General features: G+C 64.9%; 17 protein-coding genes. 12 read left to right on the top strand and 5 right to left on the bottom strand.

Going from position 1 to position 19,521, the window contains the following annotated elements; translation table 11 throughout:
• From JJB99_RS26755 to JJB99_RS26745, 3 genes are read right to left on the bottom strand one after another with little or no spacing between them, the layout of a single operon-like run.
• Positions 1-912 carry an NAD(P)-dependent oxidoreductase gene (locus tag JJB99_RS26755; RefSeq protein ID WP_200495243.1) on the bottom strand — a complete coding sequence of 304 codons (912 nt, stop codon included), beginning with the start codon at positions 910-912 and terminating at the stop codon, positions 1-3.
• Between the two features lie 12 nt (positions 913-924).
• Complete coding sequence (locus tag JJB99_RS26750) at positions 925-2,175, bottom strand: Zn-dependent hydrolase (protein WP_200495242.1); 1,251 nt, start codon at positions 2,173-2,175, stop codon at positions 925-927.
• A gap of 33 nt (positions 2,176-2,208) precedes the next feature.
• Positions 2,209-3,126, bottom strand: a complete 918-nt coding sequence (locus JJB99_RS26745) for a LysR family transcriptional regulator (protein WP_200495241.1) — start codon at positions 3,124-3,126, stop codon at positions 2,209-2,211.
• Positions 3,127-3,245: 119 nt separating this feature from the next.
• On the opposite strand from JJB99_RS26745, the gene JJB99_RS26740 reads away from it, so the two are divergent.
• From JJB99_RS26740 to JJB99_RS26715, 6 genes are all read left to right on the top strand, one after another.
• Positions 3,246-4,061, top strand: a complete 816-nt coding sequence (locus JJB99_RS26740) for a putative hydro-lyase (protein WP_200495240.1) — start codon at positions 3,246-3,248, stop codon at positions 4,059-4,061.
• Positions 4,062-4,149: 88 nt separating this feature from the next.
• On the top strand, positions 4,150-5,394 hold the full coding sequence (locus tag JJB99_RS26735; protein ID WP_200495239.1) for an ABC transporter substrate-binding protein: 1,245 nt from the start codon (positions 4,150-4,152) through the stop codon (positions 5,392-5,394).
• A 194-nt stretch (positions 5,395-5,588) separates the two neighbouring features.
• Entirely contained in the window at positions 5,589-6,422 is an 834-nt protein-coding gene (locus JJB99_RS26730) for a branched-chain amino acid ABC transporter permease (protein ID WP_246775330.1), read from the top strand.
• Positions 6,422-7,405 (top strand): branched-chain amino acid ABC transporter permease, encoded by a 984-nt coding sequence (locus JJB99_RS26725; RefSeq protein ID WP_200495237.1) that lies wholly within the window; start codon positions 6,422-6,424, stop codon positions 7,403-7,405. Before JJB99_RS26730 ends, JJB99_RS26725 begins: the two co-directional genes overlap by 1 nt.
• Positions 7,402-8,133 carry an ABC transporter ATP-binding protein gene (locus JJB99_RS26720; protein ID WP_200495236.1) on the top strand — a complete coding sequence of 244 codons (732 nt, stop codon included), beginning with the start codon at positions 7,402-7,404 and terminating at the stop codon, positions 8,131-8,133. Before JJB99_RS26725 ends, JJB99_RS26720 begins: the two co-directional genes overlap by 4 nt.
• Complete coding sequence (locus JJB99_RS26715; RefSeq protein WP_200495235.1) at positions 8,117-8,821, top strand: ABC transporter ATP-binding protein; 705 nt, start codon at positions 8,117-8,119, stop codon at positions 8,819-8,821. The genes JJB99_RS26720 and JJB99_RS26715 overlap by 17 nt, the downstream gene beginning before the upstream one ends.
• 189 nt (positions 8,822-9,010) lie before the next feature.
• Here the strand turns inward: JJB99_RS26715 and JJB99_RS26710 are convergent, their stop codons facing one another.
• Both JJB99_RS26710 and JJB99_RS26705 read right to left on the bottom strand, forming a co-directional pair.
• Complete coding sequence (locus tag JJB99_RS26710) at positions 9,011-9,214, bottom strand: hypothetical protein (RefSeq protein WP_200495234.1); 204 nt, start codon at positions 9,212-9,214, stop codon at positions 9,011-9,013.
• Complete coding sequence (locus tag JJB99_RS26705) at positions 9,211-9,897, bottom strand: aldolase (RefSeq protein WP_200495233.1); 687 nt, start codon at positions 9,895-9,897, stop codon at positions 9,211-9,213. Before JJB99_RS26705 ends, JJB99_RS26710 begins: the two co-directional genes overlap by 4 nt.
• Before the next feature lie 117 nt (positions 9,898-10,014).
• Here JJB99_RS26705 and ltnD point away from each other — a divergent pair, with 117 nt between their 5' ends.
• The 6 genes from ltnD to JJB99_RS26675 all read left to right on the top strand — a co-directional run bounded on the left by ltnD (position 10,015) and on the right by JJB99_RS26675 (position 19,475).
• Entirely contained in the window at positions 10,015-10,932 is a 918-nt protein-coding gene (gene ltnD / locus JJB99_RS26700) for an L-threonate dehydrogenase (RefSeq protein WP_200495232.1), read from the top strand.
• A 15-nt stretch (positions 10,933-10,947) separates the two neighbouring features.
• Complete coding sequence (gene otnI / locus JJB99_RS26695) at positions 10,948-11,730, top strand: 2-oxo-tetronate isomerase (protein WP_200495231.1); 783 nt, start codon at positions 10,948-10,950, stop codon at positions 11,728-11,730.
• Positions 11,727-13,004: a 3-oxo-tetronate kinase gene (gene otnK / locus JJB99_RS26690; protein ID WP_200495230.1), complete on the top strand. Its 1,278-nt coding sequence runs from the start codon at positions 11,727-11,729 to the stop codon at positions 13,002-13,004. Before otnI ends, otnK begins: the two co-directional genes overlap by 4 nt.
• A 164-nt stretch (positions 13,005-13,168) precedes the next feature.
• A complete protein-coding gene (locus JJB99_RS26685) occupies positions 13,169-14,860 on the top strand; it encodes a methyl-accepting chemotaxis protein (protein ID WP_200495229.1) in 1,692 nt (563 codons plus the stop codon).
• A 246-nt stretch (positions 14,861-15,106) separates the two neighbouring features.
• Complete coding sequence (locus JJB99_RS26680; protein WP_200495228.1) at positions 15,107-18,286, top strand: efflux RND transporter permease subunit; 3,180 nt, start codon at positions 15,107-15,109, stop codon at positions 18,284-18,286.
• Positions 18,273-19,475: an efflux RND transporter periplasmic adaptor subunit gene (locus JJB99_RS26675; protein WP_200495227.1), complete on the top strand. Its 1,203-nt coding sequence runs from the start codon at positions 18,273-18,275 to the stop codon at positions 19,473-19,475. The genes JJB99_RS26680 and JJB99_RS26675 overlap by 14 nt, the downstream gene beginning before the upstream one ends.
• Positions 19,476-19,521: the final 46 nt, after the last annotated feature.

Here is a 19,521-nt window from a genome sequence, read left to right as displayed (position 1 = left end):
TTATCCTTTCACGATCCGGCGGCAATGGACCCACGCCGCTTCAATCAGGTTCTCGCTCGCCTCCGGCGTCCGGAACGCCGAATGCGCCGACAGCGTCACGTTCGGAATCTTCGTCAGCGGATGGTCCGCCGGCAGCGGCTCGATGTTGAAGACGTCGAGGCCGGCGTGACGAATGTGGCCCGACTTCAGCGCGTCGATCATCGCGGCTTCGTCCACGATCGCGCCGCGCGCGGTGTTGATGAGGATGACGCCCGGTTTCATTTTCGCGATCCTCTCTCGCGTGATCATGCCGCGCGTCTCGTCGTTGAGCAGCAGATGCAGCGACACGACATCGCTCCGCGCCAGCAACGTATCGAGATCCGTGAACTCGACGCCCGGATGCTTCTTCGGCGAACGGTTCCAGGCGATCACCTTCATGCCGCTGCCGGTGGCAATGCGTGCGACTTCAGCTGCGATGCCGCCGAAGCCGACCAGGCCGAGCGTCTTGCCGGTCAGCTGCATGCCGTCCTCGCGCAGCCAGTTGCCGGCGCGCATCTCGCGGTCCATCATCGCGATAACACGGGCCGAGGCCCACATCAGGGCGATCGCGGACTCTGCGACAGCCGTGTCGCCATAGCCCTTGATCAGATGCACGGCGATGCCGAGCTCGGCGAGCTCCTCCGGGTTCATGTAGCTGCGCGCGCCGGTGCCGAGGAACACGACGTGTTTCAGCCCTGTGCACCTCTTCGCGATTTCGGTCGGCAATGCGGTGTGATCGACGATGGCGATCTCGGCGCCGTCGAGGACTTCAGGATATTGCTCGGGCTTGATGTCCGGGTCCCGGTTGATCCGCACCTTGGGATCGTCAAGCTGCTCCAGCCGCTCCATGATCACGGCGAGGGCTTCGCTGGCGTCGACGAAAACTCCGCGCATGGCTCTCTCCGGTCAGGACGCGACGCCGGCGATCGCCAGCACGGTATGCATGAGCACGTTGGTGCCGGCGGCGCAATCGGGCTGCGTGGCATCCTCCAGCTCGTTATGGCTGATGCCGTCCTTGCACGGCACGAACACCATGGCCGCCGGCATGACGGTGTTGAGGTTGCAGGCATCGTGACCGGCGCCGGAGGTGATGCGGCGGGAGGAATAGCCGAGCGTCTTGGCCGCATTCTCGACGGCTGCGACCAGCTTGGGATCGAAATGCGTCGGCGGCTTGCGCCAGACCAGGTCGATCTTGACCTCGACCTTGCGGCGCGCGGCGATTTCGGCAATCGCCGCGCGCAGATCGCGGTCGAGCGCATCCATGATCGCGCCATCGGCGCTGCGGCAGTCCATGGTGAAGGCGATCTCGCCGGGGATGACGTTGCGTGAGGGATTTGCGATCACGGCCTCACCGATGGTGCCGACCGCGTTCGGCCCATGCTTCTTCGCGATGGTCTCCATCGCCAGCACGATCTCCGAGAGCGTCGCCAGCGCATCGCGCCGCAGCGGCATCGGCGTCGAACCCGCGTGGCTCTCGAAGCCGGAGATCTTGCCGTCGTACCAGAGTACGCCCTGGCCGGAATCGACTACGCCGATAGTCTTGCCTTCGGCTTCCAAAATCGGGCCTTGCTCGATGTGCAACTCGATGAAGCAGCCGAGCTTCTGAAAGCCGACCGGGTTGTCGCCGCGATAGCCGATGCTGTCGAGCGCCTGGCCGACGGTGCTGCCATCGATATCCTTGCGCGATAGAATGTCATCGGTGGTGAAATCGCCGACGTAAGCAGCCGACGCCATCATCGCCGGCGCGAAGCGGGAGCCTTCCTCGTTGGTCCAGTTGACGACGCAGATCGGCGCCTCGGTCTCGATGCCGGCATCGTTCAGCGTGCGGATCACTTCCAATGCGCCGAGCGTCCCCAGGATGCCATCATACTTGCCGCCGGTCGGCTGGGTGTCGAGATGCGAGCCGATGCCGACGGGCAGCTTCGACATGTCGCGCCCCTTGCGCAGACCGAACTGCGAGCCGAGCGCATCGACATGCACTTCGAGCCCGGCATCTTCGCACGCCTTGCGGAACCAGTCGCGCACCTGCTTGTCTTCTTTGCTCAGCGTCAGCCGCCGCACGCCGCCCTTGGCCGTCGCGCCGAATTGCGCGGTCTCGTGGATCGAGCCCCAGAGGCGGGCGGAATCGATTTGCAGATTGGTGGCGGCTCGGCTCATGCGGTCGTTCTCTCTTTTTGTCCGGCGCCTTTTTCAATGACGCGCCAGCGCGGGCGCGTCAACCGCGAGGCTGCTCTGCGCAATCTGACATGCAAGCTCGGCGACGCGCTGCACGGCGACAACGTCGGGCGAGGCGAGCCAGCTTGCCGTAAACGTCAGCGGCGCGATCTCCAGATCGGTGTCGAGCAACTGCAGCCGACCGTCGGCGAGTTCGTTCTCGACGATGGCGTCGGGAATCACGGCGACGCCGAGGCCTTCCACCGCCATGTGGATCACGGTGGCGAGCGAGGCAGAGGCGTGGAGGCGGATCGGCGGCAAGTCGGGCCGGTCGAACACCTCGCGCACGACCTCATAGGGTCTGGTCTTGCGCGGAAAGGTGATGATCGGAAACCGCGCGAGATCGGCGGGTGTCACCGGGCCATCGCCGAGCCCGAGTGACGGGCTTGCGAGAAAGCCGATCGGGTAATCGGCGAGCACGCGATTGTGCACGCCCGAGGCTGACAGCGGCCCGACCACGAAGGCAAGCTCGATCTCCTGTGCGAGCAGGCGCGCGGCGAGGTTCGGCGTGATGTCGACCTCGATCTCCAGCGACAGGTTCGGATAGACCTCGTTCATGCTCTTCACGAGGCGCGGCAGCCAGGTGTGCACGATGGTCTCGGCGACGCCGAGCCGCATCACGCCGCGCATCGCAGAACGATCGCCGATCTCGGCTATCATCGCAGCGCGCAGGCCGATCAGCTTCTCGGCATAGACCATCATCTGCCGGCCGCTCGGGGTGGGAGACGCCACGCGATGATCGCGGTTCAGGAGCTTGATGCCCATTTCGCGTTCGAGCAGGGCGATGCGCTGAGAGATCGCCGGCTGGGTCGTATTGAGCCGAGCGGCGGCGCCACGGAAGCTGCCGAGCTTCACAACCCAGAGGAAGGTTTCGATCGATCTGAAGTCCAGCATCGGAGGGATTCTCCTGATCGATAAAACAATTTTATCGATAGCGATTAGAAAGGACGATTAGACTTTATAGTATGCTTGATGTTGGCTAGGATTGTCGAGTTCATAGGCAGGTCAACCACATGACTGTTTTGTTGGCAGTGCAGCAAACTGAAACACCCGACATGCTTCCGAGCCGCCAGGCGCGGCTCGCCTATCGCGGCGGCCAGATCGGCTCTACCGCGGGGGTCGCCCCCGGCTTCGTCCAGGGCAATCTGGCGATCCTGCCGGCGGAATACGCCAGTGCATTTCACCGCTTCTGTCAGCTCAATCCGAAGCCGTGCCCGATCATCGGCATGTCCGATGTCGGCAGTCCGCACATCCCTTCGCTCGGCGCCGACCTCGACATCCGCACCGACGTGCCGCGCTACCGCGTCTGGCGCGACGGCGAAGTCGTCGACGAGCCGACCGATGTGACCAAGTATTGGCGCGACGATCTCGTCACCTTCGTCCTCGGCTGCTCATTTTCGTTCGAAGAGGCGCTGCTCGACGAGGGCATGCCGATCCGTCACATCGAGCAGAACGTGCGCGTGCCGATGTACCGCACCAACATCGCCTGCGGCGAGGCCGGCCCGTTCGCCGGTCCCATGGTGGTGTCGATGCGCCCGTTCAAGCCGGCCGATGCCATCCGCGCGGTGCAGATCACCTCGCGCTATCCCGCCGTGCACGGTGCGCCCGTGCATCTCGGCCATCCGCATCTGATCGGCATCAAGGACATCGCCAAGCCCGACTATGGCGATCCCGTGCCCGTTGCCGATGACGAGATCCCGGTGTTCTGGGCCTGCGGCGTCACGCCGCAATCGGTGATCAACGCCGCCAAGCTCCCGTTCGCGATCACGCATTCGCCCGGCCTGATGCTGGTGACGGATCTGAAGAACAGAAACATGGCCGTGATTTAGGAGGCAGCGTTTGCTGCTTCTTCGGGCTTTACGCTAGCCGCCAATCGCTTCATTCGATCAATTGAAATTCGTAACAGGGGACTTTGCCATGACGATCTCTCGCCGCGGCGTGCTGCTGGGTGCCACCGCTACTGCTGCACTGGTGCCGCTTGCTGCACGTGCCCAGACCTCGGAAGTCGTGATCGGCGTGATCTACCCGTTCTCCGGCGGCAGCGCGCAGCAAGGCGTCGACGCGCAGAAAGCCTATGAGACCGCGCTCGAGGTCATCAACAAGGACACCGATTTCGACCTGCCGCTGGCCAAGGGCGAAGGCCTGCCGGGCCTCGGCGGCGCCAAGATCCGCCTCGTCTTCGCCGACCACCAGGCCGATCCGCAGAAGGGCCGTGCCGAGGCCGAGCGCCTGATCACGCAGGAGAAGGTCTCCGCCATCATCGGCACCTATCAGAGCGCGGTGGCGGTCACCGTCAGCCAGATCTGCGAACGCTACCAGATCCCGTTCGTCTCCGCCGACAATTCCTCGCCGAGCCTGCACCGCCGCGGCCTCAAATATTACTTCCGCGCCGCCCCGCATGACGAGATGTACTCGGCCGCGATGTTCGACTTCTTCGATGCCATGAAGAAGAAGGGCACCAAGATCGAGACGCTGTCGCTGTTCCACGAAGACACCATCTTCGGTACCGACTCCGGCAACGCCCAGGCCAAGATCGCCGGCGAGCGCGGCTACAAGATCGTCACCGACATCAAGTACCGCGCCAACTCGCCCTCGCTCTCGGCCGAAGTGCAGCAGCTCAAGACCGCCAATGCCGACGTGCTGATGCCCTCGAGCTACACCACCGACGGCATCCTCCTGGTCAAGACCATGGCCGAGCTCGGCTACAAGCCGAATGCGATCGTGGCGCAGGACGCCGGCTTCTCCGAGAAGGCGCTCTACGACGCCGTCGGCGACAAGCTCGAAGGCGTGATCTCGCGCGGCACCTTCTCGCTCGATCTCGCGCAGAAGCGCCCGATGGTCGGCAAGATCAACGAGATGTTCAAGGCGCGCTCGGGCAAGGACTTCAACGACCTCACCTCGCGCCAGTTCATGGGCCTGATCATCCTCGCCGACGCCATCAACCGTGCCAAGTCGGCCGACGGCGAGAAGATACGCGACGCGCTGGCGGCCACCGACATCCCGGGCGAGCAGACCATCATGCCCTGGAAGCGCGTCAAGTTCGACGAGATGGGCCAGAACAACGACGCCGACCCGGTGCTGCTGCAATATATCGGCGGCAAGTTCGTCACCATCTTCCCGCCGCAGGCCGCGATCGCGGAAGCGACCTGGCCGATGAAGTAAGATTGGGAAAGCGGGAGCTCACGTAGCTCCCGCCCTCATCCTGAGGAGCGGGCGCAGCCCGCGTCTCGAAGGACGAGGGCTGGGCCATCCTTCGAGACGCGTGCTCGTGTGCGCTCCTCAGGATGAGGATCTATTTCGGGGGACGACTTTTGACAGCCCAAGCCATTATCCAGAGTCTCGCCAGCGGCCTGCTCATGGGCCTGCTCTACGGATTGATCGCGGTCGGCCTCGCGCTGATCTTCGGCCTGATGGACGTCGTGAACTTCGCCCATGGCGAGTTCCTGATGATCGCGATGTATGTGAGCTTCTTCCTGTTCACATTCTTCGCGATCGATCCGTTGCTGTCGGCGCCGCTGGTCGCCGCCGCGCTGTTCGTATTCGGAGCGGTGGTCTACTTGCTGATCGTCCGCTTCGCCATGCGGGCCAAGGCCAATGCCGGGATGGTGCAGATCTTCTCCACCTTCGGCCTCGCCATCGTGATGCGCGGCCTCGCGCAGTTCTTGTTCACTCCGGACTATCGCAGCATCCCGCACTCCTGGGCCGGCGGCAAGACCATCTCGGTCGCCGGCATCTTCCTGCCGGAGCCGCAGCTGATCGGCGCGCTGGTCGCGATCGCGGCCTTCGCCGGTCTCTATGTCTTCATCCACCGCACCGACTTCGGCCGCGCGCTGGAAGCGACCCGTGAAGATCCAGGTGCGGTGGCGCTGGTCGGCATCGACAAGAACCGCGTGTTCGCGCTCGGCTGGGGCCTTGGTGCCGCGCTGGTCGGCCTTGCCGGCGCGATCATGGCGGTGTTCTTCTACATCTATCCCGACGTGGGCGCCTCCTTTGCCCTGATCGCCTACGTCACGGTCGCACTCGGCGGCTTCGGCAGCGTGTTCGGCGCCTTCGCTGGCGGCATCGTCGTCGGCCTCGTCGAAGCCACGACCGCCCTGGTGCTGCCGCCCTCGTTGAAGTCGGTCGGCATCTACGCGGTCTATCTGCTCGTGGTCTTCATCCGGCCGCGCGGCCTGTTCGGACAGATGTGATGGACAAGAATTTTGCCGCGCGGCGCCGCCGCGACCTCATCATCGCCGCAGTGCTGGCCGGGCTCGCCGCACTCGCACCTCTGGTCGTGAAGGACGTCTACGTCCAGAACATCCTGATCCTGACCCTGATGTATGCGGCGCTCTCCCAGAGCTGGAACATTCTGTCCGGCTATTGCGGACAGATCTCGCTGGGACACGCGCTCTATTTCGGCATCGGGGCCTACGCGACCGAATTACTGTTCACCAAGTTCGGCGTGCTGCCATGGTTCGGCATGCTCGCCGGCGGCGTGATCGCGGCTGTCATCGCGATGGGGCTGGGCTATCCCTTCTTCCGGCTGCGCGGCCATTACTTCGTGATTGCGACCATCGTCATTGCCGAAATAGGTCTGCTCCTGTTCCAGAATTGGGAATGGGCGGGGGCCGCGATGGGAATCACCATTCCGGTGCGCGGCGACAGCTGGCTGAAATTCCAGTTCATGCGCAGCAAGCTGCCATACTTCTATTTCGCGCTGGCGCTGTGCAGCCTCGCCTGGTTCGTCACCTGGTGGCTGGAGGACTCCAAATGGGGTTTTTGGTGGCGCGCGGTGAAAGACAATCCGGAAGCGGCCGAAAGCCTCGGTGTCGTCGTGTTCAATTCCAAGATGGGCGCCGCTGCCGTCTCTGCCTTCCTCGTCGCCATCGGCGGCGCCTTCTATGCGCAGTTCCTCGCCTATATCGATCCTGAGAGCGTGATGGGCTTCCAGTTTTCGCTGCTGATGGCGCTGCCGGCCGTGCTCGGCGGCATCGGCACCCTCTGGGGCCCGGTGCTGGGCGCTGCCATCCTGATCCCGATGACCGAGCTGACGCGCTCCTATATCGGCGGCTCCGGCCGCGGTGTCGACCTGATCGTCTACGGCGCGCTGATCGTCGCGATCTCGCTGGCCCTGCCGCAGGGGCTGGTGAGCCTGTTCTCCCGTGCGAAAGCAAAAGGAGCCACGCGATGACCGCGCTCCTGGAAACCCGCGGCGTCTGGCAGCGGTTCGGCGGGCTCGTCGCCAACAGCGACGTCTCGATCTCGGTCGGCCGCGGCGAGATCGTCGGCCTGATCGGCCCCAACGGTGCCGGTAAGTCGACGCTGTTCAATCTGATCGCGGGCGTGTTGCCGCCGACACAAGGCTCTATCTGGTTCGACGGCGAGGACGTGACGAAAATGCCGGCGGCCGAGCGCTGCCAGCGCGGCGTCGGCCGCACCTTCCAGGTGGTCAAGAGCTTTGAGACCATGACCGTCGTCGACAACGTCATCGTCGGTGCGCTCGTCCGCAACACGGTGATGCGCGAGGCGCGGCGCAAGGCGCATGAGGTGCTGGAGTTCACCGGCCTTGCCGCGCGCGCCGACGTGCTCGCGAGCGACCTCGTGCCGGCCGAAAAACGCCGCCTCGAAGTCGCGCGTGCGCTCGCGACCGAGCCGAAACTGCTGCTGCTCGATGAAGTCCTCACCGGCCTGACGCCGACCGAAGCGCAGACCGGCGTGGCGCTGGTGCGCAAGGTGCGCGATGCCGGCATCACCGTGTTGATGGTCGAGCATGTCATGGAGATCGTAATGCCGCTGGTCGACCGCGCCATCGTGCTCGATCTCGGCAAGGTCCTGGTCGAAGGCAAGCCCGCGGAGGTCGTCCGCGATTCCAAGGTGATCAGCGCATATCTGGGAGATCGTCATGCTATCAGTGCATGAAGTCACGACCGCCTATCAGGGCCTGGTCGCGATCTCCGCGATCTCGATCGAGGTCGAGAAGGGCGAGATCGTCTGCGTTGCCGGCGCCAATGGCGCGGGCAAGTCGACGCTGCTCAAGTCCATCGCCGGCGCCGAGCGTCCGCGCTCCGGCACGGTGACGTTCGACGGCAAGCGCCTCGACGGCATGGCGCAGCATCATATCACCGCCACCGGCATCGCCTATGTGCCGGAGAACCGCCGCCTGTTCCCGCGCCTGTCGGTACGCGACAATCTTCGCCTCGGCAGCTATCTCTATCGTGGCGAGGCGGATCGCGAGGGCCCGCTCGATCTCGTCTTCAAGCTGTTCCCGCGCCTGTCCGAGCGCCTCGAACAGCGCGCCGAGACGCTTTCCGGCGGCGAGCAGCAGATGCTGGCGATCGGCCGCGCGCTGATGACACGCCCGCGCCTGTTGATGCTGGACGAGCCCTCGCAGGGCATCATGCCGAAACTGGTCGACGAAATTTTCCAGGCGGTATTGCGCATCCGCGACGCCGGCATGACGGTGCTGATCGTCGAGCAGCGCATGGCCGAGTGCCTCGAGATCGCCGACCGCGCCTACATCCTGCAAACCGGCCGCGTGCTGATGCAGGGCGCAGCGAGCGAGATCAAGGGTAATCCGGACGTGAGGAAGGCGTATCTGGGGCTGTAGCTTTCTGGACTGTCGCCACAAGCTCCGCCGTCATCCTGAGGTGCGCGCCCTTGCGCGCCTCGAAGGATGAGCCGCAAGCGCCCGTAGCCCATCCTTCGAGGCTTCACCTTGCGATGCAATTGCATCGCAAGGCTCGCACCTCAGGATGACGGCGGTGTGTGTGGTTAGTACTCAGGTGGGCTGCGATTGTTAACCGAGTCTTGCCTTCGCCGCCGCCAGCAACACCGCTTCGACGATTGCGTCGAACTCTTCCTTTCCGATCGGATCAGTTGCGGCTAGTTCATCGTATGTCTTCTTGTACGGAGACCACCAGTGATGGCGTAAGCCTATTTCGTGGAGAAGGCAGGCCGCCGCCTCTACCTCACCCGGTGTAGGCCGCGCCGGATCGGTCATTCCCGGTGCCCATGCTCCGGCAGCGTCACCCCGAACACCTGCACCAGATCCTTCACCTGCTCCGGCGACAGATAGCGCGGGTTCATCCCGCGCAGCAGCAGGTACAGCTTCGCCGTCTCTTCCAGCTCCTCGGTCGCGAACACCGCCGCTTCCAGCGTGTCGCCGGCAACCACGGGGCCGTGATTGGCGAGCAGCACGGACGAGTACTTTCCCGCCAGTCCCTTGATTGCATCGGCAACCGCGGGATCGCCGGGGCGGTAATAGGGCACGAGCGCGGTGGCGCCGCATTTCATCAGATAGTAGGCCGTCATCGGCGGCAGCGCGGCGCGCGGGTCGATCTCGGGCAGCATCGAGAGCGCGACCGAATGGGTCGAGTGCAGATGCACGATCGCGCGGGCACTGCTGCGCGTGTCGTAGAGCGCGGTGTGCAGCGGAACCTCCTTGGTCGGAGCGTCGCCCGACACCAGCCGGCCCTGATCGTCCAGCCGCGACAGTTTTGCGGGATCGAGGAAGCCGAGCGAGGCATTGGTCGGCGTCACCAGCCAGCCGCCGCTGTCCAGGCGGACGCTGATATTGCCGGAGGAGCCCGGCGTCAGCCCGCGCTCGAACAGGGATCGTCCGAACCGGCAGATGTCCTCGCGCAGCCGTGTCTCATTGCTCGTTTCAGTTCTCATGGCCGTCATGCCCGCTTGTCTCACGCTTTGGCAGCGCGGCCAAGCCGTGTTATTCGAGGCGACGAGCCGCCGCGAAGGGCGGCCGTCCGGGAAACGTTCGCAAGGGTCAGTTGAAGGGTTAGTTGCATGGCCGCCTCCACGTCACAAAATCAGCGTATCGCCGTCGTCGGGCTCGGCTCGATGGGATTTGGCATGGCGACCTCGCTGAAGCGGGCCGGCCATGCCGTCACCGGCTGCGACGTTTCGGCTGATGCGGTGGCGCGCTTCGTGAAGGACGGCGGCGCCGGCGCGACGACGCCGGCCGAAGCGGCCAAGGGCGCGGATATCGTCGTCAGCGTCGTCGTCAATGCTGCGCAGACCGAGGCGATCCTGTTCGGCAAGGACGGTGCCGCCGAGACCATGCCGAAGGACAGTGTTTTCATATCCTCCGCCACCATGGATCCCGACGTGGCGCGGCGTCTGGCAAAACAGCTGGACGCGACCAGCCGGCACTATCTGGACGCACCGATATCCGGCGGCGCGCAGCGCGCCGCGCAAGGCGAGCTGACGATCCTCGCTTCCGGCAGCCCGGCCGCCTTTGCAAAAGCACGGCCTGCGCTCGATGCCATGGCCGCAAAACTGTACGAGCTCGGCGATGCCGCAGGGCAGGGCGCCGCCTTCAAGATGATCAACCAGCTTCTGGCCGGCGTGCACATCGCAGCCGCCTCGGAGGCGATGGCGTTCGCGGCCAAACAGGGCCTCGACATCCGCAAGGTCTACGAGGTGATCACGGCCTCGGCCGGCAACTCCTGGATGTTCGAGAACCGCATGCCGCACGTGCTCGACGGCGACTACACGCCGAAGAGCGCAGTCGAGATCTTCGTCAAGGACCTCGGCATCATCCAGGACATGGCGCGCAGCGCCAGATTCCCGGTCCCGGTCTCCGCCGCCGCCCTCCAGATGTTCCTGATGACGGCAGCCGCCGGCATGGGCCGCGACGACGATGCTTCGGTGGCGCGCATGTATGCGCAAGTCACCGGCGTCAAGCTTCCCGGCGACAAGTAATCAAGAGGATTTCCAATGCCCCGTTTTGCCGCCAACCTCTCGATGATGTTCACCGAGGTGCCGTTCCTCGACCGCTTCGATGCCGCAGCCCAGGCCGGCTTCACCGCGGTCGAGTTTCTCTTTCCTTACGAGCATCCGGCCGAAGCCATCGGCGAGCGGCTCAAGCGCAATGGCCTGACGCAGGCGCTGTTCAATCTGCCCCCGGGCGACTGGAATGCCGGCGAGAAGGGGTTTGCGGCGCTGCCCGCGCGCTTCAATGATCTCAAGGCGAGCCTGGAGACCGCGCTGCCTTACGCCAAGGCGACCGGCGTCAAGCGGCTGCACCTGATGGCCGGCATCGCCAATCGCGGCGAGCGCGTCGCGATTGAGGCCTTTTACAAGTCGGTGGCGTGGGCCGCGGAATTCTTCGCCCCGCACGGCATCGACATCGTGATCGAGCCGATCAATCCGCGCAACGTGCCCGGCTACTTCCTCAACGATTTCGGCTTTGCGCGCGACCTGATCCAGGAGCTGAGGCTTCCGAACCTCAAGCTCCAGTTCGACATCTATCACTGCGGGATCATCCACGGCGACGTCACCATGCGGCTGCGCGAGATGATGCCGATCATCGGCCACATCCAGATCGCCAGCATTCCCTCACGCAACGAGCCCGACGGCGAGGAGCTGAATTATCCGTTCCTGTTCGAAGAGCTCGACCGGCTCGGCTATCCCGGCTTCGTCGGCTGCGAATACAATCCGCGCGGCAAAACCACCGATGGCCTCGCCTGGTTCAAGCCCTACGCAGGAGTGAAGCCGTGACGCTGGCATTGGGCTGCATCGCCGACGACTACACCGGCGCCTCCGATCTCGCCAACACGCTGACGCGCGCGGGCCTGCGCACGGTGCAGACCATCGGCATACCCGCCGACGATCTGGCGCTGCCCGAGGTCGACGCTGTCGTGGTGTCCCTGAAGAGCCGTTCGATCGAAGCGGGCCTTGCCGTATCGCGCTCGCGCGTGGCGGATAAATGGCTGCGCGGTCGCGGCGCGGGCCACGTGCTGTTCAAGATCTGCTCGACCTTCGATTCCACCGACGCCGGAAATATCGGCCCGGTCATGGATGCGCTGCGCGCCGATGGCGGTGAGGGCATCGTTCTGGTGACGCCAGCCTTCCCGGAGACTGGCCGCACCGTCTACCAGGGCAATCTGTTCGTCGGCGCCGTGCCGCTGAACGAGAGCCCGCTGAAGGACCATCCGCTCAACCCGATGCACGATTCCAATCTGGTGCGGGTGCTGGCGCGCCAGAGCAGGACGCAAATCGGCCTGGTCGATCTCGCCACCGTCACGCGCGGCGCAGATGCCGTGCGGGCCCGGCTGGCCGATCTCGTGGGCAATGGCATTGGTGCGGCGATCATCGACGCCGTGTTCGACCGCGACCTCGAAACCATCGGTCTCGTGGCCGCCGAACATCGGCTGTCGGTCGGCGCCTCCGGCATCGGCCTGGGGCTGGCGCGAGCGCTGGTATCGACGGGCAAGGTCAAATTGGCTGCGGCGAGCAGCGAAGCCGGCGCTGCGGTCGGCGGTCCCGCGGCCTGCTTGGCCGGAAGCTGCTCGCAGGCGACGCTCCAGCAGATCGCCAATGCCGAACGTGTCATGCCGGTGTTACACCTCGACCCCGAGCAGATTGTCGCCGGCACGGACGAAGCGCAGCGTGCGCTCGGCTGGGCGAGGCCGCGGCTCGCCGACGGCCCGGTCCTGATCGCATCCAGCTCGACCCCGGAGCAGGTTGCCGCGCTCCAGGCTCGCCACGGCCGCGACGCGGCCGGCCATGCGATCGAGCAGGCCATGGCCGACATCGCCGACGGCCTGGTGCAGGCGGGCGTGCGCCGCCTGATCGTCGCGGGCGGCGAGACGTCCGGGGCCGTAGTTGACCGGCTGCGGATTCCCGGCTTTCTCGTCGGCGCGGAAATCGCGGCGGGCGTGCCCGTGCTGCGCGCGGTGGGAGCCGAGGCAGGCGACATGCTGCTTGCCCTGAAATCAGGCAATTTCGGCGGTCCCGCGTTTTTCTCCGACGCGCTTGGGCTCATGCGCTGAACGCAGGGCATTCTTAGTCCCCTGTTCATCTCTTTCGCGTTCCGTACTCGTACGGAGTCGTAGTTAACAACTGCTCAGTTGCTTTGCTGTTGGATGCCGGCGCCGCAAGCTTTCGGTTGACTCGTTTCCAGGCCACGCGCCGCGCCAACACAAAGAGACTGTTCATGCTCGCCACCATCTCCATCCGCGCCAAGATCATCAGTGTCGTGGCGTTCCTGCTGGTTGCGATGACCGGCATGGGCCTGCTCGCCGTGACGAAGATGCGGTCGATGAACGCCAGTACCACTGACATCACAGCGAACTGGATGCCCAGCGTGCGGGTGCTCGGCGAAATTCGCGCCGCCGTCATCACCTACCGCAACGTGGTCCGCGAGCACATGCTGACCGAGAAACTGGACGAGAAGATTGCGGTAGAATCGACCGCGGCAACAGTGACGGAGGCGCTGGGGAAAGCTCGCAAGCAGTACGAGGCGATGATCAGCTCGCCGGAAGAGCGCGCGCTGTACACCGAATGGTCCAAGCTGTGGGCCGACTACCAGAGGGGCGCCGAAGAGGTCATGGAGCTGTCACGGATGGAGGCCGGCAAGGTCCCACACGGGTCCCATGAGCTGAACACAAAGACGGTCAACAAGATCGGCCTCAAGTCCGACGAGGTCCTGCAAAAGGCTATCGACCTCAACACCAGCGGCGGCAACAAAGCCGCTCAGGATGCCTCCGACAGCTATTTCAATGCATTCATGCTGGTCTCGGTCATTCTCGGCGCTGCCGTGGTGACCGGCATCGGCGTCGGCTTCTACCTCGTCCACGATGTCTCCAGCGGCATCAACTCGATCACCGTGCCGATGCAGGCGCTGGGCGAGGGCGACCTCTCTGCCGAGGTCCCGCATCGCGGTGAGAAGACCGAGATCGGCGCCATGGCCGACGTGCTCCAGGTGTTCAAGGAGGCGCTGATTGCCAAGAAGGCAGCGGACGAGGCCGCCGCGGCCGATGCCGAAGCCAAGATCGAGCGCGGCCGCCGCGTCGACGACATCACCCGCGAATTCGAGACCATGATCGGCGAGATCGTGCAGACCGTGTCGTCGGCTTCAAGCCAGTTAGAGGCCTCCGCCTCGACGCTGACCTCGACCGCCGACCGCTCCCAGCGGCTGGCGACCACGGTTGCCGGCGCTTCGGAGGAAGCCTCGACCAACGTGCAGTCGGTGGCCTCGGCGACCGAGGAGATGGCCTCGTCGGTCGGCGAGATCAGCCGCCAGGTGCAGGAATCGGCGCGGATGGCGGGCGATGCCGTCGGTCAGGCCCGTGCCACCACCGAGCGCGTCAGCGAGCTCTCCAAGGCCGCCTCCCGCATCGGCGACGTCGTCGAGCTCATCAACACCATTGCCGGCCAGACCAACCTTTTGGCGCTCAACGCCACCATCGAGGCGGCGCGCGCCGGCGAGGCCGGCCGCGGCTTCGCGGTGGTCGCCTCCGAAGTGAAGGCGCTCGCCGAACAGACTGCCAAGGCGACCGGCGAGATCGGCCAGCAGATCTCCGGCATCCAGGCGGCGACCAATGATTCGGTCGGTGCCATCAAGGAGATCTCCTCGACCATCGAGCGTCTGTCGGAAATTTCCTCGGCGATCGCGGCTGCCGTGGAAGAGCAGGGCGCAGCGACCCAGGAGATCGCCCGCAACGTGCAGCAGGCGGCCCAGGGCACCCAGCAGGTCTCCTCCAACATCACCGACGTGCAGCGTGGCGCGACCGAAACCGGCACAGCCTCCTCGCAGGTGCTGTCGGCGGCGCAGATGCTGTCGAACGATTCGAATCGGCTCAAGACCGAGGTCAGCAAGTTCCTGGCCGACGTCCGCGCGGCCTGAGGGCGCGAAAACGATCGCGGTTCTGAAGCGGCGCCTTCGGGCGCCGCTCTTTTTACGTGGCCGAGAACCGCGTCTGTAATCTTTCGGACGCGGGCTGCATATCTGGAATGCGATTTCGCAGTGCGATAGCAGGGAAGTGACCGCGCGTGAGGCGCTGTCGTTGGCCATTTCCGCGGTGTTCAGGTAAATCGGCCGAGGGAAACCGTGGGGCGTGTTCCCTGTCCCCGTATTGGAATTGCCTGACGAATGATTGCTCTGGTCCGGATTGCCCTGAGCCGACCCTACACGTTTGTCGTGCTCGCGCTGCTGCTGCTGATCATCGGACCGCTGGCAGCGGTGCGGACGCCGACCGACATCTTCCCTGATATCCGCATCCCCGTGATCGGCGTGGTCTGGCAGTACACCGGCCTGCCGCCCGACCAGATGTCCGGCCGCATCACGACGCCGTTCCAGCGCGCACTGACGACGACGGTCAACGACATCGAGCACATCGCCGCCAACTCCTATAACGGCTTCGGCATCATCAAGATCTTCTTCCAGCCGAACGTCGACATCCGCACCGCCAATGCGCAGGTCACCGCGATCTCGCAGACTCTGCTGAAGCAGATGCCGCCGGGCGCAACGCCGCCCTTGATCCTGAACTATTCGGCATCCACGGTGCCGATCATCCAGGTGGCGCTGTCGGGCGAAGGCCTCACCGAACAGAATCTCGCCGACATCGGCATCAACCAGCTCCGCACGCCGCTCGTCACCGTGCCGGGCGCCGCGATCCCGTATCCGTTCGGCGGCAAGCAGCGCCAGGTTCAGATCGACCTCGATCCCACCGCGCTGCAGGCCCGCGGCCTGTCCGGCCAGGACGTCGCCAATGCGCTCGCGGCGCAAAACCTGATCACGCCCGTCGGCACCCAGAAGATCGGCCAGTTCGAATACAACATCCAGCTCAATAACTCGCCGCTTCGGATCGACGAGCTCGGCAATCTGCCGATCAAGACCGTCAACGGCGCCATGGTCTATGTGCGCGACGTCGCGAGCGTGCGTGACGGCAATCCGCCGCAGACCAACATCGTCCATGTCGACGGCAACCGCTCGGTGCTGATGATGGTGCTGAAGGCGGGCGCGACCTCGACGCTCGATATCATCGCCGGCATCAAGCAGAAGGTGATCGACGTCAAGGACCAGCTGCCGGACGCGCTGAAGATCGGCTTCATCGGCGACCAGTCGGTGTTCGTCCGTGGCGCGATCGAAGGCGTCGCTTTCGAGGGCGTGATTGCGGCGCTGCTCACCAGCGTCATGATCCTCTTGTTCCTCGGCAGCTGGCGTTCGACCGTCATCATTGCGGTCTCGATCCCGCTCTCCGTGTTAGGAGCCATCATCATGCTGTCGGCGATCGGCGAGACGCTGAACATCATGACGCTCGGTGGTCTTGCGCTCGCCGTCGGCATCCTCGTCGACGACGCCACCGTGACGATCGAGAACATCAATTACCATCTGGAGCAGGGCAAGCCGGTCGAGCAGTCGATCCTCGACGGCGCCAACCAGATCGTGACGCCGGCCTTCGTGTCGCTGCTCTGCATCTGCATCGTGTTCGTGCCGATGTTCTTCCTCACCGGCGTCGCGCGCTTCCTGTTCGTGCCGATGGCCGAAGCGGTGATGTTCGCGATGATCTGGTCGTTCATCCTGTCGCGCACGCTGGTGCCGACCATGGCGAACTATCTCCTGCATGCGCACGTCCATCACGAAGGCGGCCCGCCGAAGTCGCGCAATCCGCTGGTCTGGTTCCAGCGTGGCTTCGAGGCCCGGTTCGAGCGCATTCGCGGTTTCTATCGCGGCTTGCTCGGCCTCGCGCTGGCGCATCGCGCGGTGTTCGTAATCGGCTTCCTCTGCGTGGTCGGCGCGTCCTTTGCGCTGGTGCCGTTTCTCGGCCGCAACTTCTTCCCCGCGGTCGACGCCGGCAACATCCTGATGCACGTCCGCACCCAGGTCGGCACCCGTGTCGAGGAGACCGCCAACCAGCTCGCCGACGTCCAGAAGGCAGTGCGCAAGCTGATCCCGGGCGAGATCGACACCATGACCGACAACATCGGCATGCCGATCTCCGGCATCAACATGACCTACAACAACACCGGCGTGATCGGCCCGCAGGACGGCGACATCCAGATCAAGCTGAAGGAAGGTCACAAGCCGACCGAAGAGCACGTAAAGGTGCTGCGTGAGCAGCTGCCGCGGCTGTTCCCCGGCGTCAGCTTCGCCTTCCTCCCCGCAGACATCGTCAGCCAGATCCTGAATTTCGGCGCGCCGGCGCCGATCGACCTGCAAATTCGCGGCGCCAACATTAGCGCCAACTTCGCCTACGCCAACAGCCTGCTGGCCAAGGTGCGCAAGATTCCGGGCGTTGCCGATGCGCGCATCCAGCAGTCGCCGAACAGCCCGACCTTCAACATCGATGTCGACCGCACCCGCGCGCAATATGTCGGCCTGACCGAGCGCGACGTCACCAACAGTCTCGTGGTCAACCTCGCCGGCTCCTCGCAGGTCGCGCCGACATACTATCTCAACCCTGACAACGGCGTGTCCTACTCGATCGTGATGCAGACGCCGCAATACCAGATCGATTCGCTCAGCGCGCTGCAGACGCTGCCGATCACGGCGGCCGGCAATGCGCAGTCGCCGATCCTCGGCGGCATCGCCGACATCAAGCGCTCGACCTCGAGCGCGGTGGTCTCGCAATACGACATCCAGTCGATGGTGCAGATTTTTGCCACGACCTCCGGGCGCGACCTCGGTGCGGTCGCCGCCGACATCCGCCAGGTGATCGCAGACACCGCCAAGGAGGTGCCGAAGGGCTCCTCCGTGGTGCTGCTCGGCCAGGTGCAGACCATGAACAGCGCCTTCACCGGCCTCCTGTTCGGCCTGCTCGGCGCCGTCGTGCTGATCTATTTCCTGATCGTCGTGAACTTCCAGTCCTGGTCCGATCCGTTCGTGATCATCACCGCGCTGCCGGCGGCGCTTGCCGGCATTGTCTGGATGCTGTTCACCACTCAGACGACGCTGTCGGTGCCGGCGCTCACCGGCGCCATCATGTGCATGGGCGTTGCCACGGCCAACAGCGTGCTGGTGATCTCCTTTGCCCGCGAGCGCTACGAGGAGCTCGGCGATCCCATCGCGGCCGCGCTCGAAGCCGGCTTCGTCCGGTTCCGTCCGGTGCTGATGACCGCGCTCGCCATGATCATCGGCATGGCGCCGATGGCCCTGGGGCTGGGCGAGGGCGGTGAGCAGAACGCGCCGCTTGGCCGCGCCGTGATCGGCGGCCTGATTTTTGCAACTTTCGCCACGCTGATGTTTGTTCCCGTGGTGTTCAGTATGGTACACAAGAAACAAGGCGCCAAAGCCGCCGCCCCATTGGAGACCGTGCATGTCGCCCACTGAACCCCGCTCGCCGGTGTCGCACCGGAAACTGGGCATCTTCGGCGTGGTGGCGCTGATTGCGGCAGGCCTCGTGGTCGGCACCGGCATTCGTGCCCGCGAGGAGCAGGGATCCAAGCTGAAGCAATGGACCGACGACCAGGCCGTTCCGAGCGTGGCGGTGACCTCGCCGAATGCAAAATCCCTCAACGCCACCCTCGATCTGCCGGGCCGGCTGGAGGCCTATTACCGGGCCCCGATCTTCGCCCGCGTCTCCGGCTATCTCAAAAGCTGGAGCGCCGATATTGGCGCCCGCGTCAAGGCAGGCCAGGTGATCGCCGAGATCGAGGCGCCAGACCTCGACCAGCAGCTGCTCCAGGCTCGCGCCGACCTCGCCAGCCAGCAGGCCAGCGCGAGGCTGTCGGAAGCCACCCTCAACCGCCGCAAGACGTTGGTCGCCTCCAACTTCGTCTCCGCGCAGGAGATCGACGAGCGCACCGCCGACCTCTCCAACAAGAATGCCGCGGTCAAGTCCGGCCAGGCCAATGTCGAGCGGCTCGAAGCGCTGGCCGGCTACAAGAAGATCACGGTGCCGTTCGACGGTGTGGTGACCTCGCGCGACACCGACGTCGGCGCGCTGATCAATGCCGGCGGCGGCTCGGGGCCGGCGATGTTCGTGGTGTCCGACATCACCAAGCTGCGCGTCTATGTCAACGTGCCGCAGAACTACGTGCCGGCGATCAAGATCGGCGCCAAGGCTACCATCACGCTGCCGGAATACCCGAACCGGACCTTCCAGGCCACAGTGGAAGCGTCCTCCCAAGCCGTCGACGTCGCCTCCGGCACCACGCGCATGCAGCTCGGTCTCGACAACTCCTCCGGCGAGCTGATGCCCGGCGGCTATGCCAGCGTGAAGCTGAACCTCCAGCGCGATTCCGCGCCGCTCAGCATTCCCGCCAGCGCGCTGATCTTCAACGGCAGCGGCCTGCGCGTCGCGACCGTCGGCGCCGACGACAAGGTGCTGTTCAAGACCGTGACCATCGCCCGCGACCTCGGCCGCGAGATCGAGCTCGCCTCGGGCATTACCCCTGATGACCGCGTCATCACCGCCCCGCCGGACGGCCTCTCCGACGGCGATACGGTGCGTGTGGTTGGCGCCGGCGCCAAGGGCAAGCCGGCGACGGCGTCCGAGAAGCAGGCGCCGAAGGGGTAGGTTTTCTTCACCTCTCCCCGCTTGCGGGGAGAGGTCGGATCGCATC

Source organism: Bradyrhizobium diazoefficiens, assembly GCF_016616235.1.
Lineage (GTDB): Bacteria > Pseudomonadota > Alphaproteobacteria > Rhizobiales > Xanthobacteraceae > Bradyrhizobium > Bradyrhizobium diazoefficiens_H.
The sequence above is the reverse complement of the archived record's forward strand: the minus strand, read 5'-3'. Positions and strand labels throughout refer to the sequence as shown.

What these genes read in the sequence shown, in the direction of transcription:
- JJB99_RS26675 (WP_200495227.1), top strand. Translation starts at nt 18,273, where the DNA reads ATGTCGCCCACTGAACCCCGCTCGCCGGTGTCGCACCGGAAACTGGGC.
- JJB99_RS26750 (WP_200495242.1), bottom strand. Translation starts at nt 2,175, where the DNA reads ATGAGCCGAGCCGCCACCAATCTGCAAATCGATTCCGCCCGCCTCTGG.
- otnI (WP_200495231.1), top strand. Translation starts at nt 10,948, where the DNA reads ATGCCCCGTTTTGCCGCCAACCTCTCGATGATGTTCACCGAGGTGCCG.
- JJB99_RS26710 (WP_200495234.1), bottom strand. Translation starts at nt 9,214, where the DNA reads ATGACCGATCCGGCGCGGCCTACACCGGGTGAGGTAGAGGCGGCGGCC.
- JJB99_RS26735 (WP_200495239.1), top strand. Translation starts at nt 4,150, where the DNA reads ATGACGATCTCTCGCCGCGGCGTGCTGCTGGGTGCCACCGCTACTGCT.
- JJB99_RS26755 (WP_200495243.1), bottom strand. Translation starts at nt 912, where the DNA reads ATGCGCGGAGTTTTCGTCGACGCCAGCGAAGCCCTCGCCGTGATCATG.
- JJB99_RS26725 (WP_200495237.1), top strand. Translation starts at nt 6,422, where the DNA reads ATGGACAAGAATTTTGCCGCGCGGCGCCGCCGCGACCTCATCATCGCC.
- JJB99_RS26720 (WP_200495236.1), top strand. Translation starts at nt 7,402, where the DNA reads ATGACCGCGCTCCTGGAAACCCGCGGCGTCTGGCAGCGGTTCGGCGGG.
- JJB99_RS26745 (WP_200495241.1), bottom strand. Translation starts at nt 3,126, where the DNA reads ATGCTGGACTTCAGATCGATCGAAACCTTCCTCTGGGTTGTGAAGCTC.
- JJB99_RS26680 (WP_200495228.1), top strand. Translation starts at nt 15,107, where the DNA reads ATGATTGCTCTGGTCCGGATTGCCCTGAGCCGACCCTACACGTTTGTC.
- JJB99_RS26705 (WP_200495233.1), bottom strand. Translation starts at nt 9,897, where the DNA reads ATGACGGCCATGAGAACTGAAACGAGCAATGAGACACGGCTGCGCGAG.
- JJB99_RS26730 (WP_246775330.1), top strand. Translation starts at nt 5,589, where the DNA reads ATGGGCCTGCTCTACGGATTGATCGCGGTCGGCCTCGCGCTGATCTTC.
- JJB99_RS26715 (WP_200495235.1), top strand. Translation starts at nt 8,117, where the DNA reads ATGCTATCAGTGCATGAAGTCACGACCGCCTATCAGGGCCTGGTCGCG.
- ltnD (WP_200495232.1), top strand. Translation starts at nt 10,015, where the DNA reads ATGGCCGCCTCCACGTCACAAAATCAGCGTATCGCCGTCGTCGGGCTC.
- JJB99_RS26740 (WP_200495240.1), top strand. Translation starts at nt 3,246, where the DNA reads ATGACTGTTTTGTTGGCAGTGCAGCAAACTGAAACACCCGACATGCTT.
- JJB99_RS26685 (WP_200495229.1), top strand. Translation starts at nt 13,169, where the DNA reads ATGCTCGCCACCATCTCCATCCGCGCCAAGATCATCAGTGTCGTGGCG.